Source organism: Dietzia sp. (assembly GCF_036741115.1).
Classification (GTDB): domain Bacteria; phylum Actinomycetota; class Actinomycetes; order Mycobacteriales; family Mycobacteriaceae; genus Dietzia.
Genome location: NZ_DAINST010000007.1, coordinates 46,557 through 58,579, shown reverse-complemented (window position 1 = coordinate 58,579; position 12,023 = coordinate 46,557). Strand labels below are relative to the sequence as shown.

Annotated in this window: 15 protein-coding genes and 1 pseudogene; 7 read left to right on the top strand and 9 right to left on the bottom strand. The window is 67.9% G+C overall.

Annotated features, from left to right (window positions below; all coding sequences use genetic code 11):
* Positions 1-75: 75 nt before the first annotated feature.
* A complete protein-coding gene (locus V7E05_RS02320; protein WP_333618063.1) occupies positions 76-717 on the bottom strand; it encodes a hypothetical protein in 642 nt (213 codons plus the stop codon).
* Here V7E05_RS02320 and V7E05_RS02315 point away from each other — a divergent pair.
* The gene (locus V7E05_RS02315; RefSeq protein ID WP_333618062.1) at positions 716-1,546 is read left to right on the top strand and encodes an amidohydrolase family protein; all 831 of its coding nucleotides are present in this window, start codon (positions 716-718) and stop codon (positions 1,544-1,546) included. The genes V7E05_RS02320 and V7E05_RS02315 overlap by 2 nt on opposite strands.
* Before the next feature lie 131 nt (positions 1,547-1,677).
* On the top strand, positions 1,678-2,544 hold the full coding sequence (gene hchA, locus V7E05_RS02310; RefSeq protein WP_333618061.1) for a glyoxalase III HchA: 867 nt from the start codon (positions 1,678-1,680) through the stop codon (positions 2,542-2,544).
* Here hchA and V7E05_RS02305 read toward each other — a convergent pair.
* The 5 genes from V7E05_RS02305 to V7E05_RS02285 form a co-directional block, all read right to left on the bottom strand.
* The gene (locus V7E05_RS02305; RefSeq protein ID WP_333618066.1) at positions 2,541-2,927 is read right to left on the bottom strand and encodes an SRPBCC domain-containing protein; all 387 of its coding nucleotides are present in this window, start codon (positions 2,925-2,927) and stop codon (positions 2,541-2,543) included. The two genes, hchA and V7E05_RS02305, sit on opposite strands and share 4 nt — an antisense overlap.
* A gap of 80 nt (positions 2,928-3,007) precedes the next feature.
* Entirely contained in the window at positions 3,008-3,346 is a 339-nt protein-coding gene (locus V7E05_RS02300; protein ID WP_333618065.1) for an ArsR/SmtB family transcription factor, read from the bottom strand.
* Positions 3,347-3,431: 85 nt separating this feature from the next.
* Entirely contained in the window at positions 3,432-4,646 is a 1,215-nt protein-coding gene (locus tag V7E05_RS02295; RefSeq protein WP_333618060.1) for a lipase family protein, read from the bottom strand.
* Positions 4,647-4,877: 231 nt separating this feature from the next.
* Positions 4,878-5,411, bottom strand: a complete 534-nt coding sequence (locus V7E05_RS02290; RefSeq protein ID WP_333618059.1) for a DUF488 domain-containing protein — start codon at positions 5,409-5,411, stop codon at positions 4,878-4,880.
* A 6-nt stretch (positions 5,412-5,417) separates the two neighbouring features.
* Complete coding sequence (locus V7E05_RS02285; protein WP_333618058.1) at positions 5,418-5,633, bottom strand: DUF2945 domain-containing protein; 216 nt, start codon at positions 5,631-5,633, stop codon at positions 5,418-5,420.
* A 354-nt stretch (positions 5,634-5,987) separates the two neighbouring features.
* On the opposite strand from V7E05_RS02285, the gene V7E05_RS02280 reads away from it, so the two are divergent.
* On the top strand, positions 5,988-6,344 hold the full coding sequence (locus V7E05_RS02280) for an iron chaperone (protein WP_333618057.1): 357 nt from the start codon (positions 5,988-5,990) through the stop codon (positions 6,342-6,344).
* Positions 6,345-6,457: 113 nt separating this feature from the next.
* Here the strand turns inward: V7E05_RS02280 and V7E05_RS02275 are convergent, their stop codons facing one another.
* Together V7E05_RS02275 and V7E05_RS02270 are read right to left on the bottom strand one after the other, a co-directional pair.
* Entirely contained in the window at positions 6,458-7,078 is a 621-nt protein-coding gene (locus tag V7E05_RS02275; RefSeq protein ID WP_333618056.1) for a DUF6928 family protein, read from the bottom strand.
* Positions 7,079-7,165: 87 nt separating this feature from the next.
* The gene (locus V7E05_RS02270) at positions 7,166-7,501 is read right to left on the bottom strand and encodes a YchJ family protein (RefSeq protein ID WP_333618055.1); all 336 of its coding nucleotides are present in this window, start codon (positions 7,499-7,501) and stop codon (positions 7,166-7,168) included.
* A gap of 158 nt (positions 7,502-7,659) precedes the next feature.
* Here V7E05_RS02270 and V7E05_RS02265 point away from each other — a divergent pair.
* From V7E05_RS02265 to V7E05_RS02255, 3 genes and pseudogenes are all read left to right on the top strand, one after another.
* Positions 7,660-8,033, top strand: a pseudogene (locus V7E05_RS02265) (transposase); the annotation flags it as partial.
* A 64-nt stretch (positions 8,034-8,097) separates the two neighbouring features.
* Positions 8,098-8,757, top strand: coding sequence for a hypothetical protein (locus V7E05_RS02260; RefSeq protein WP_333618054.1), 660 nt, complete (start codon positions 8,098-8,100; stop codon positions 8,755-8,757).
* 29 nt (positions 8,758-8,786) lie between these two features.
* A complete protein-coding gene (locus tag V7E05_RS02255) occupies positions 8,787-9,128 on the top strand; it encodes a plasmid stabilization protein (RefSeq protein ID WP_333618053.1) in 342 nt (113 codons plus the stop codon).
* Between the two features lie 320 nt (positions 9,129-9,448).
* Here the strand turns inward: V7E05_RS02255 and V7E05_RS02250 are convergent, their stop codons facing one another.
* On the bottom strand, positions 9,449-10,096 hold the full coding sequence (locus V7E05_RS02250) for a TetR/AcrR family transcriptional regulator (protein ID WP_333618052.1): 648 nt from the start codon (positions 10,094-10,096) through the stop codon (positions 9,449-9,451).
* A gap of 109 nt (positions 10,097-10,205) precedes the next feature.
* Here V7E05_RS02250 and V7E05_RS02245 point away from each other — a divergent pair, with 109 nt between their 5' ends.
* Positions 10,206-11,963, top strand: a complete 1,758-nt coding sequence (locus tag V7E05_RS02245; RefSeq protein WP_333618051.1) for an oleate hydratase — start codon at positions 10,206-10,208, stop codon at positions 11,961-11,963.
* The last annotated feature ends 60 nt before the right edge of the window (positions 11,964-12,023 follow it).

Here is a 12,023-nt window from a genome sequence, read left to right as displayed (position 1 = left end):
GGGCGCACGATCCCGGGGCGACGACTGCGCACTCGACGCACGGCTCTACTTATGCAGAGGGCGAAAGTGGAGAGATCAGGCGGAGGCGTAGGCCCGGACCGAGCGATCGAAGACGTCGACGCTCGGCGGCAGGCCCGCGACGGCGGTGAGTCGGTCGATGAGCGAGTCGCCGTCCACGACGCGCTCGCCGTCCCCGGGCTCGTCCGCGTCGGCCTCCCCCTCTGGCGAGAAGGTGAAGAGGAACTCCTTCTTGAGCGGCAAGCCTACATCGGCGCTGGTCTGCTCCTCTTCCTGCCGAAAGTGACGCACGAACTCACCCTGGTCGACGACGAGGAAATCGCAGATGCTCTTCGACGAGACCGCGAACGCGCAGTAGACGCTGCCCGGGCGGTCGAGGAGCGCGCCGCCGACCCCGCTGTCGTTCTCGGCGGCCGCGGCGAGGGCATCGCCACCGTCGGCGTCGATCGTGAAGCCGTCGACCTCGACGATGCACGCGCGCTCGTCCGCCGGCGTGAGCAGCACGTCCTGGACGGAGCAGTTCTCGCCCGCCGGGCGCAGTCCGAGGCGCGCCAGCTGGGCATCGTCGAGCGGAGAATCGGCAACGAGGAGTCCGGCATTCAGTCCCAAGGGCGCGAAACCTAGCCGCGGCGGGCGCGCGCGTCCCCGGTAGAGATTCGCGGCGCCGGCGGTCTCGGCGCGCAGTACCTTGGCGGCCATGGGAGCGAGCGAAGAGGTGGGTGAAGGCGGCGCGGGCAAGGGCGACTCGGGCAACAGCGAGAACCCCCGCCCGCACCTCTTCGATGCGCACCTCCACATCGTCGACCCCGCGCATCCGCTCATCGCGAACGACCGCTACCTTCCCGAGCCGTTTACCGTCGCCGACTACCGCGAGCGCACCGCGAACCTGCAGGTAGAGGGCGGCACCGTGGTGTCCGGCTCGTTCCAGGGCTTCGACCAGGGCTACCTGCTCGACGCGCTGCGGCGGCTGGGTCCGGGCTTCGTCGGGGTCACGCAGATCCCCGCGGATACGCCCGATGCGCGGATCGCGGAGCTCGATGCCGCCGGGATCCGCGCAGTGCGCTTCAACGTCGCGCGCGGCGGCTCCGCGGCGCTCGAAGACATGGATCGCCTCGCCCGCCGCGTCCACGACCTCACCGGCTGGCACGCCGAGCTCTATATCGATGCCCGCCGCATCGACGCCGATCTCGGCGCCCGGATTGCCGCGCTGCCCGCCGTCAGCATCGACCACCTCGGTATGCACTCCGGCGGCCTCCCCACGCTGCTGCGCCTCGTCGAGCAGGGGGTGCGGGTCAAGGCAACGGGCTTCGGGCGGCTCCGCGCGAATGCAGAAGCGGTGGCCGAAATGCTCCGCGCGATCGACGCCACCGATCCCCGCGCGCTCATGCTCGGCACAGATCTGCCCTCGACGCGCGCGCCGCGCCCGTTCGCCGACACCGACCTCGACCTCGCCGCCCGCGCGCTCGGCCCCGAGCGGCTCGGGGACGTGTTCTGGACCAATGCGGAACGGTTCTACCTGCACCTATGACGGCGGACCTCCCCTCGCCCCGCGCCCCTCTGCACGCCGACAGCGGGGGGCGTAGCCTTGGCCGCGACGACCGGGCGCGAGCCGCGACACCCGCGGAACCCCGGACGCGAACAGCGACGAAAGGTAGCGCAATGGCAGACGACGAGACCACCAAGGACACTGCGCCGGCGCCGGATCCGGCCGAGCACAATGCGTTCTTCCCGAGCCCGTATTCGCTGTCCCAGTACACGGCGCCGAAGACCGATTTCGATGGGCTTTCGACCGACGAGAAGTACGCCGGCGGGCGGTGGAAGGTGCTCACCATCGCCACCGAGGAGCGCTACATGCCGATGCGCAACGGCACATTCTTCTCCACCGGCAACCACCCCGTGGAGACGCTGCTGCCGCTGCACCACATGCTCGAGGTGGGCTACGAGGTCGACGTTGCGACCATCACCGGCGGGCCCGGCAAGTTCGAGTGGTGGGCTTATCCCTCGGCCGACGAGGCCGTCGCTTCGGCATGGAAGGCCACGGAGGATGCGTTCCGCGCCCCGCTGCGGCTCTCCGACGCCATCGCCGACGGGCTCGACGATTACGCCGCGATCTTTATCCCCGGCGGGCACGGCGCGATGAACGCGATCCCGTTCGACACCGACGTCCAGGCCGCGCTCGATTTCGCCCTCGACAACGAGCGGCTCATCGTGAGCCTGTGCCACGGGCCCGCGGCGCTGCTCGCCGGCGGTCTCGGCCGCGAGGAGAACCCCTTCGCGGGGTACTCGATCACGGCGTTCCCCGATTCCCTCGACTTCGGACCGAACATCGAGATCGGCTACCTCCCCGGCGAGATGCCGTGGCCGCTCGGCGCGACACTCACGAAGGAGGGGCTGACGATCGTCAACGACTCGATGAGCGGCCAGACCACGCGCGACCGCAACCTCCTCACCGGCGACAGCCCGCTGGCCGCGAACCAGCTCGGCAAGGACGCGGTGGCGGCGCTGCTCGAGGCCTTCGGGGACTAACCCAGCGACTCCGCGAGCTCGGCGAGCTGACCGGCGACGCTCCCCCATCCCTCCGCGAGCCCGAGCTCGCCGTGGCGCGTCCGCGACTGCGGATCGCCGTGCCGGGCGACGATGCGATACAGCGTGCCGTCGGGGTGGTCGGCGAGCGTCACCTCGCCGGTCACCGCCACCGGCATCGGAACTGCGGGGCGGAGCGTGCTGTGCACGGCGTTGGTAAACACCAGACGCTCGGCATCGTCTACCACGAGGAAAGCGGCGTCCATGTGCGGGGTAAAGCTCGCCCCGTCCTCGCTCATGGAGGTCACGAATCCGCCGCCGGGGCGGGCGTCGAACGACTCGAGGCGGCAGGTGTAGGGCTCGGGGATCCACCACTTCGCGAACAGCTCGGGGTCGGTTCATGTTTTCCAGATCGTCGCCCGCGGCGCGCGGATCACACGCTCGATGGCGAGGTCGAGTTCGGGGTTCATTTCTGCTCATTCGCGGGGGTGGCGGCGAGGGCTTTGAGACGGTCGGTGCGCTGCTCCCAGACACGGCGCTGTTCGCCGAGCCAGTCGTCGACGACGGCCAGGCGCTCGCGCCTGAGCGAGCACGTCCGGACGCGGCCGGGCTTCGACGTGTGGACGAGCCCGCTGCGCTCCAGCGCGTGGATGTGCTTGAGGAACGAGGGCAACGCCATGGACGTGCCCTCGACGAGTTCCCCGACGCTCGCGTCCCCCGCCCCGAGCCGCCGCACGACGGCGCGCCTGGTCGGGTCGGACAGCGCGGTGAACACATCGTCGAGCACGTCCACATAGTTAGCAATACGGCTAACTATAGGAAGCCGGAGTTAACCGAACAAAAGGCCCGTGCGTTTGTGACGGCTAAGGTCGCGGCCGATCGGCGCTCCCCTACGAAGCGCTCGAACCTGCTGCCGGCTGTCCGCAATTGCTCGGGGCGGGCCTGCCGGCGAAAATCTCGCCGGCCCAGTCGACGACCGCAGGGATCCCGGCGACCGCATTGGTGAGGTGATCAAGCCCCGCCGCGTGCGAGAGCATCGTGGGCGTGCCGGCGGCGCAAGCCTGCCCGGCGAGGCGAGCGGCCGACTCGTACGGCATGAGTCCGTCGTTCGGACTCTGCCACATGTAGAAGGGTACCTTGGGGTCCGGAGCATTGACCGCGCTCTCGCGGTCGAGCACCTCGCGTACCTTCGGATCGTTGAGCAGCTCGTCCTTCGAGCGGTCCGTCACCTGCCGGAGATCGCCGGCGAAGGCGGGCGTGGCCAGCAGCGATTGCGTGCACGAGCTATCGATACCCCGGGCGACCTGCTTCCCGTAGTCGTTGAGCTTCGCGCGGACGTCCATCTCCGGGTATTCGCGCTCGAGTCCGGACGCCGCAATCAGCGCGAGCGCGGGCCCGAGACTCGGGGTGCCACGGAAGTGGAAATCGATCATCTCGCGGTAGTTCGCCGGGATCCCGCCGACGGCGATGCCCGCGAGATTGACGTCCGGGGCATATTCCGGCTGCTGGGAGCCGACAAAGTATGCGGGCCCACTGCCGCCGGAGTACCCGGCGACGACGGCTTTGCTCTTCTCGGTGTTGTAGCGCGCATCGGTTGCCGCGCGGATCGCATCGAGGGTGATGTGCCCGCCCTGGATATTCGCGCTGTACGCCGCGTTCGGCCCCTCGTGGTCCGGGAGCAGCACAGCCCAGCCGCGGGACAGGGCGAGGTTGGTAATCATCATCGACGCACCGACGATTTGCGCCTCGGGCTTGAGAGTCCGGAATGACGCCGAAGGCTGGCAGTTCGCATCGAGGGTGTTGGCGAAGTGGTCGTACGTGAAGATGGGCGCGTCGGGGCGCACCCCAGGCGGCCGAATGAGGGTCGCCGCGCCGGTCGTCGGCTCGTCGTGGCTGTTCGTCGACCGGAAGACGAGCTGATCGACCTGGGATCCAGGGAACTGGATCAGCCCGTCCTTGCGCGCATTGATCACGTCACCCGGTTCGCCGGTAGGCGCGGGGCGGAAGAACGGATCGGAGTATCCGGTGGCGGAGGCAGCGGCTGGGGCGAGGAGCGGGAGCATCAGCGCAGCGAGGGCGATGGCAGCTGTCTTGCGAACACGCACGAACGGATCTCCAATGAGGCGGTGGCAACCTGTCGCTTAGCGATGCTAGATGTTAACTATGAGACTGGTGTGATTTTTGTCGGAATGGCGCGAACTCTTCTGTCCCCCGCCGGCGAATCCCCTTCAGCAAGAGCCGGCCGAGGCTGGGATCCGCTTATCGCGCTGGGGCTACGGAGAGGACGCGCGTCGGGATACCGGCGAGTAAGTTAAAGGCCGCTCAGTGCGGCGTTGCTACCGCGCTGGATAGGTGACATTGCCGTCTTCCCTTATTAGCGCACCATCGCTGAGGCGCGCCTCGTCGACGTGCTGGCTGTCGAGGACATGGCGTACGTCGTCACCCCGGGCCAAAAGGTGGTCGGCGATGATCCGCCTATGGCACCGCCACCACACGGCCTCGGAGCACATCACCACCGTTCGGGAGCTACTCCCCTGCTCGCGCAGCTCCGCGAGCGCCGCCGCGAAGTCGGAAGACAGCGCGTGGTCGGCGTAGTTGTGGAAGCTACGGTTTTGCCACCACGCGTTGACGGCGAACGGCACGGTCCTGCTGACCGGGCGGCGCCCTGTGAGCGCTTCCGCGCGCCGGTAGCCGATTCCTGCCGCGTCTAGGGATGCGGAGAGCGCGTCCTGATCGAATTGCGGGTAGCGGCTCGACCCGGGGAGCCTGCGTACGTCGACTAGCTGCGCGATGCAGTTTTCGCGCAGGAGTCCGAGGAATTCGTCGATGCTGCGGGTCGAGTGACCAATGGTGAAGAAGGGCTCGGACATCGGGAATCAGTCGTCGAGGAGCCGGAGCGCGCCGCCCTTGTGCGCCGCGATGTGGTCGGTCTTGTCGCTGGCGATCTCGTACTGCGGGTCTTCGGCTGAGGCGCGACGCGTGTGCCCCTTGTAGTCGAAATCCGCGGTGTGGACCTTGGTGATCCTGCCCGAGACATGGCCCGCCTCGGAATTCCACGTGACGTGATCGCCGACCTCGAATTGTTGAGCCACCCCAGCCTCCTAGTGCGACTTGCGATTCGTACTCTTCCTCAGCCTATGCCCTCGGCGACTTCCGCATCCGGCCCTCGTCTCGGTAACGGATCGTCAGGGCGTCCCGATTTTCTTGTCGAGTGCAATTTTTCGAGGAGGAATCACGTTTGACGACTCGAGTCCGTTGATCGCCGCGGGCATCGTGATTGCCACGGTGGTATCGATGGGTGCCGCCGGCTCGATGATGACGGGCAACGTCCTTGCGGGTAAATGTGTGCCGCCGGCTCGGTGATGACGGGCAACGTCCTTGCGGGTAACCCGCCGTGGTGATGTAGGCGAATGTAGGGTTCGAGCACGATCAAAGGAAGGCAGCAAGTGTCGACTCCCACCGACCCCGACTCGTACATCGAAGCGGCGCCTGAGGTGCTTCGCCCCGCACTCGTCCAACTTCGAAGCGCCCGACGCGAGGCGCTTCCCGAAGCAAAGGAGATCTTCGCATACGGCATGCCCGGGTTCTCGGTTCACGGCAAGACCGTTGCGGGATACGCGGAGATCAGCAAGCAGGACGGCCTGTACGTTTTGGCCCCTGCGATCTCTGAAAATGCCGAGGCGATCAAGGCCGCCGGTTACCGTGCGAGCAAGACCGGCGTCACGTTCCAGCCGAGTAAGCCACTCCCCGATGATCTCGCGGCGAAACTCGCACGGTCCTCTCTCGAGCACGTCGACGACTGACGCACCGGCCGAATTCAACTCCATCAAGGCACGCCCCACGGTTTATGTGCACTCGGATCTAGAGCGGACACGCCTGCCTCGACATAGGGGCCGCGACGTGTGAACACGCGTACCTAACTACGGCGGAATCGCCGGAAGAACCCCTTCTTACCACTGGCTTCCATCGAATCGGAGTCATCGACGCGCGTTGCGGTCTGCCCTCCCGTTGCTGACTCGTCCCCCGCCACCGTATTCGGCGCAAACGCGTCTCCGTTCGCATAGAAGAGTGATGCCTCTGCATCCACGCCGGCGATGACCAAAACCTGATCGATGAGGATGTCCCCGTCGACCTCGAGCTCTTCGTCTTGGGATGTGAATACGAAACGGCCCTCCTCGGGCAGCGGCTCGCCGTCGTTCATGGTGATCTTGTCTTCTTCAACGCAGAGGTGCCTGCGCAATCGGCCATCCTCGAACACACAAAAGTCAGTGAAGCCCACCGAAGACACGCTCGTCGCTGCGATCACGGTGCCGGGCAGATCGAGGTGATCGCTTTCGACGACCTCCATCAACGGCTCCAGCGAGCCCGCGATTGCCGTATACGTCCCGGTACGCACCACGCACGCCTGCTCGGGTTCCGAAACCAGCAATGCATCTTCGGCCCCCATTGCGCGTCCAGTCGGCGCGATGCCCAGCACCCCGAGTTGTTCGTCGCCAAGCACCGAGTCGGCGACGATCGCCATCGTATTGAGCCCCACGGTTCCTCCTCTGTTCGCGACAATGTCGCACTCCGCCACTGTGATGTGACGGCGCCTCGAGGTGTTCCAGCTGTGGAGCAATACCCTCTAGAGGTTGTCGCCGTCGACGTAGAACCAGCGCCCGGATTCGCGGACGAATCGCGAACGTTCGTGGAGGATCCCGATGCCGCCGCCGTCCTCGATATAAGTAGCGCGAAACTCCACGATCCCGCGCGAATCGCTTGGTCCGCCGTCATGGGTGTCGACAATCTGGAGACCGCGCCACCGTGGGTTTTCACTCAGATCCAATGACGGCGGGCGCGTGGACGGATGCCAGGTGTGCAGCAACCATTGGGCGTCTGCGGAGCGGAATGCGTCGAACCGCGAGCGCATGAGGGTCTCGGCGGTGGCGGGCTCGTCGGGCCTCTTCTGTTCGTCGCTCATCGATGAGCGATCCTACCGTGGGTAAGTCGCGTGGGGTGGTGGGGTTTCGGGGCCGGGGTTCTGGCTGACGAAGGTGTGGCGATCCGCAGAGGTCGGGCAACCGCGTAGTGGTCAAGGAGTTACCGCCAAGTAGCTCACAGTAGAAGACACACCACGCGATGACCCATTCCCACTCTGGCGTAAAAGCCCAGCTCGATGCACTGCTGGCCGCTGATCCACAGGCGATGTTCGCCACGCTGGTGCGGGCCGGCATGCAGGCGTTGATCGAGGCCGAAGCCGCTGCGAAGAACAACGCTGACCACTATGAGCGCACCGAGGGCCGCACGACCCATCGCCACGGTCACCGCCCGAAGACGATCTCGACCCCGGTCGCAGACATCGAGACACGAATCCCGAAACTGCGAGCAGGGTCATATTTCCCGGCGTTGCTCGAGCATCGCCGGCGGATCGATCGGGCCCTGTACGCGGTGATCATGCAGGCCTACGTGCACACGGCGTCTCCACCCTGGCCGTGGACGACTCGGTCCGCGCGGACTAGCGTCGGAGGCGAAGACCGTCGGAGGCCGGGCGCGCGCCCGCAGCAGCGAGGAGGACCCATGAGCGACGATCCGGAGAAGGCCAGGGAACGCATCCTTGCCAGCCCCGCCCCGCGGGACATCGAATGGACCCACTTCATCACCATGTGGGAGAACTTCGCCGATCGCGTCCAGCAGGAGTCCGGCGACCGCCTGGCCGTCGACATGAACGGCCACCGGCAGGTCTTCCGCCGCCAGCACGAGGGCCTCGTGGGCATCGAGGACATCGAACACGCCCGCCACTTCTTCGCCGCGCACGAGACGACCGAGGGCTCCGGGCGCCTCTTCGTGACGCTGACCGACGAGGACGCACGGTTCTACGACTTCGACCTCAGCGCCCACTACGTGGAGGTCGACCAGCACGAGCACGAGAAGAACCCGGATGCGCGCGGCCACCACATGCGCACGGTGGGAAAGAAGACCGGCCGCGACGACGAGAACGACCTCAAGCGCTTCTTCGACGACCTCGTCGCGGATCTGAACAAGGACGCGGCCGGGCGCGACTTCGTTCTGCTGGGACACGGCACCGGCAAATCCAATGCAGCCCGGGCGTTCGCCGGGTACCTGGAGAAGGACACCCACCCGCGGCACGCGCACGTTATCGCGGTGGGCGACATCGACCTCAGCGCCGCGGGCGAGCCGGAGCTGGAGACGAAGGCCCAAGAGCTCGCGGGCCGCTGAGGCCGGCGCACAGAGGGGAGGGAGCAGCCATGCGCAAGCAGCCGTGGAGCGAGAAGCGCGAGCGACAGTACGAGCACATCCGCGACGGCTTGGAGCAGCGCGGCCGCTCCGAGGACACCGCCGAGGAGATCGCCGCGCGCACCGTGAACAAGGAGCGCGCTCACGCCGGTGAGGCGAAGGAGGCCTCCGCGACCTCGACGCAGGACATGTCCGCGTCCAAGCGCGGGGGCCAGCACTCGCACGAGGGGCCCCAGGGCCGGACGCGCGACCAGCTCTACGCGGATGCCAAGCGCCTCGGCATCGACGGCCGCTCGACGATGGACAAGGACGAGCTCAAGCGCGCCGTCCACCGCGCGGAGCGGCGGGACTGAGCAGGACGTAGACGGCGACGGACGGCGGCGCCGAGTCCGCGAACGCCGGGGCGCCGCGGGCGCTGCGCGCGTCGCACTCGCACCTGTTCCGGGGAGCGCGCCTGCGCTGGGCGGACGGCCTGGGCGACGCAGCGGACTCCCCCGCCGAGGTGGTGGTGGAGTTCTCCGATGGCGCCATCGCCCCGCCCTGCTGGGCGAGGACCTGACCGTGGGGGCCTATACGTCCGCGGCGGGCACGCGCCTGCCGGCCGCGCGGTGGGCAATCGCGGCGGCGCCGGCCGGTGCCAGCGGCGGCCCGAACGGCCCGGACGGCTTCCGGGTCACCGGGCGGCGCCTGCCCCCGCCACCACGAGGTCGATGAGGCGGCGGAGCACCACATCGACGTCCTCGCCGTCGATGCGCCCCTGCCGGGAGCGGTTGAGCTCGGCGAGCACCCCGGTGACGATGAGCCGGGCGCCGGTTGCCGCAGCCGCGCCTGGGGCGCCGGCCCGGCCGTCGCGCAGTCGCGCGGCGATCTGCTCCTCGAGCCCCTCGACGCGGGCGAGGACCCGCTGGCGGTGCGGCATATCCGCACCGAAGAGGATCTCGCGGGCGACCCACGTCGTGGGCTCGGGCCAGCGGCGCATCGCGGCGACGAACGGCGAGATAAGGGCCGCGATCTGGGCCGCGGTCTCCCCCGCCGCCGGCGCGGAGCGCGGCGGGGCCGTGTTCGCCTGCTCGTGGGCGCCCCATAGCGCCTCGGCGACCATCATGAGCAGCTCCGCCTTCGTGGCCGCGTACTGGAAGACGGTCCCCTGCGCCACATCCGCGGCGCGCGCGACCTCGGCTATCGAGGTCCGCTCGAACCCGCGCTCCTCGAACAGCGCGCGCGCCGCGGCGAGGATGCGGGCGCGCTTGTCCGCCTTCGCCCGCTCGCGCCTGCCCGGCGCCGCCGCTTGCCCGTGCCGCATCGCATCCTGAGTCCTCACACCACGATTGTAGTCGACTCATTTTTTGATTGTAGTCGACTCATTATTGAGTACAGTCAATTACGAGGCCGGATGACCGCCGTCCGGCACGCGTCGGGAAGGACGGACCATGGAGCACACGGCAGGCAACTACGAGGCATTCGCGCGCCCCCGCCCCGCGCGGCACGCCCAGGAGACGAAGGCCTACATCGTCGGCAGCGGGCTTGCCGGGCTCGCGGCGGCCGTCTTCCTCATCCGCGACGCCGGGGTCCCCGGCGCCAACGTGACGATCCTCGAGAAGGGCGAGATCGCCGGCGGTGCGCTCGACGGCCTCGAAGTCCCGGAGAAGGGCTTCGTCATTCGCGGCGGCCGGGAGCTGGAGAACCACATGGAGTGCCTGTGGGACATGATGCGTTCCATCCCCTCCCTGGAGCTCAAAGACGCCTCCGTGCTCGACGAGTTCTACTGGCTCAACAAGGACGACCCCAACTACTCGCTGCGCCGCGCCACCGTGCGCCGGGGCGAGGACGCCGGCCACGAGGGCCGCTTCGACCTGCCGAAGCGGGCGCAGAGGGACCTGTTGAAGATCTTCCTCGCTGAGCGCTCCGAGATGGAGGGCAAGCGCATCGACGAGGTGATGGGCCGCGAGTTCCTTGACTCGCCGTTCTGGATGTACTGGCGGACGATGTTCGCCTTCGAGGAGTGGCACTCGGCGCTCGAGTTCAAGCTCTACCTCCACCGCTTCATCCACCACATCGGCGGGCTTCCCGACTTCACGGCGCTCAAGTTCACGAAGTACAACCAGTACGAGTCCTTCGTCCTGCCGCTCATGTACTACCTCACCGAGCACGGCGTCGTCTTCCGCTCCGGCACCGAGGTCCTCGATGTGGACTTCGCCCACCGCAACGGCGAGATCCGCGCCACCGCGATCCGCTGCCGCCGCGACGGCGCCGAGGAGACCATCGAGCTCGGCGAGCACGACCTCGCGCTCATGACGATCGGCTCGCTCGTGGACAACTCCGATGACGGCGACCACCACACGCCCGCAGCCCTCAACGAGGGCCCGGCCCCGGCCTGGGACCTGTGGAAGCGCATCGCGAAGAAGGACCCGGCGTTCGGTCGCCCGGAGGTCTTCTGCTCCTCGATCGAGGAGACGAAGTGGGAATCGGCCACCGTCACGACGCTCGATGAGCGCATCCCCGCCTACATCGAGCGCATCGCGCAGCGCGATCCGTTCAGCGGCCGCGTGGTCACCGGCGGCATCGTCACCGCCGAGGACTCCTCCTGGCTGCTGAGCTGGACAGTCAATCGCCAGCCGCACTTCAAGAAGCAGCCGAAAGATCAGATCGTCGTCTGGGTCTACGGTCTGTTCGTCGACGTCGACGGCGACTACGTGAAGAAGCCCCTGGCGCAGTGCACCGGCGAGGAGATCACCCAGGAGTGGCTCTACCACCTGGGCGTGCCCGTCGAGGAGATCCCCGAGCTCTCGGCGACCGGCGCACGGTGCGTGCCGGTCATGATGCCCTACGTGACGAGCTTCTTCATGCCCCGCCGCGCGGGCGACCGGCCGCAGGTCGTGCCGGAGGGGGCGGCGAACTTCGCGTTCCTCGGGCAGTTCGCGGAGACCGGCCGCGACACGATCTTCACGACCGAGTACTCGGTGCGCACCGGAATGGAGGCCGTCTACGAACTCCTCGACGTGGAGCGCGGCGTGCCGGAGACCTGGGGCTCCACGTACGATGTGCGGGACCTGCTCGAGGCCTCGGTGCGCATGCGCGACGGCAAGAAGGTGGAGATGCCCGGCCCGGCCGCGCTGCGCGGCTACCTGCGCGGCAGGCTCGAGCACGGGGAGATCGGCCAGCTTCTCGAGGAGCACGGCCTCATCTGAGCCCCGTCCACCGCGGGTGCGCCTCGGGCCCGGTCCCGAGGCGCGCCTAGGCTGGTCCCA

Excerpts from the sequence above, each read along its gene's own strand:
- V7E05_RS02255 (WP_333618053.1), top strand. The coding sequence starts at position 8,787 with ATGCGCAAGCAGCCGTGGAGCGAGAAGCGCGAGCGACAGTACGAGCAC.
- V7E05_RS02270 (WP_333618055.1), bottom strand. The coding sequence starts at position 7,501 with ATGAGCGACGAACAGAAGAGGCCCGACGAGCCCGCCACCGCCGAGACC.
- V7E05_RS02320 (WP_333618063.1), bottom strand. The coding sequence starts at position 717 with ATGGCCGCCAAGGTACTGCGCGCCGAGACCGCCGGCGCCGCGAATCTC.
- V7E05_RS02245 (WP_333618051.1), top strand. The coding sequence starts at position 10,206 with ATGGAGCACACGGCAGGCAACTACGAGGCATTCGCGCGCCCCCGCCCC.
- V7E05_RS02315 (WP_333618062.1), top strand. The coding sequence starts at position 716 with ATGGGAGCGAGCGAAGAGGTGGGTGAAGGCGGCGCGGGCAAGGGCGAC.
- V7E05_RS02290 (WP_333618059.1), bottom strand. The coding sequence starts at position 5,411 with ATGTCCGAGCCCTTCTTCACCATTGGTCACTCGACCCGCAGCATCGAC.
- hchA (WP_333618061.1), top strand. The coding sequence starts at position 1,678 with ATGGCAGACGACGAGACCACCAAGGACACTGCGCCGGCGCCGGATCCG.
- V7E05_RS02260 (WP_333618054.1), top strand. The coding sequence starts at position 8,098 with ATGAGCGACGATCCGGAGAAGGCCAGGGAACGCATCCTTGCCAGCCCC.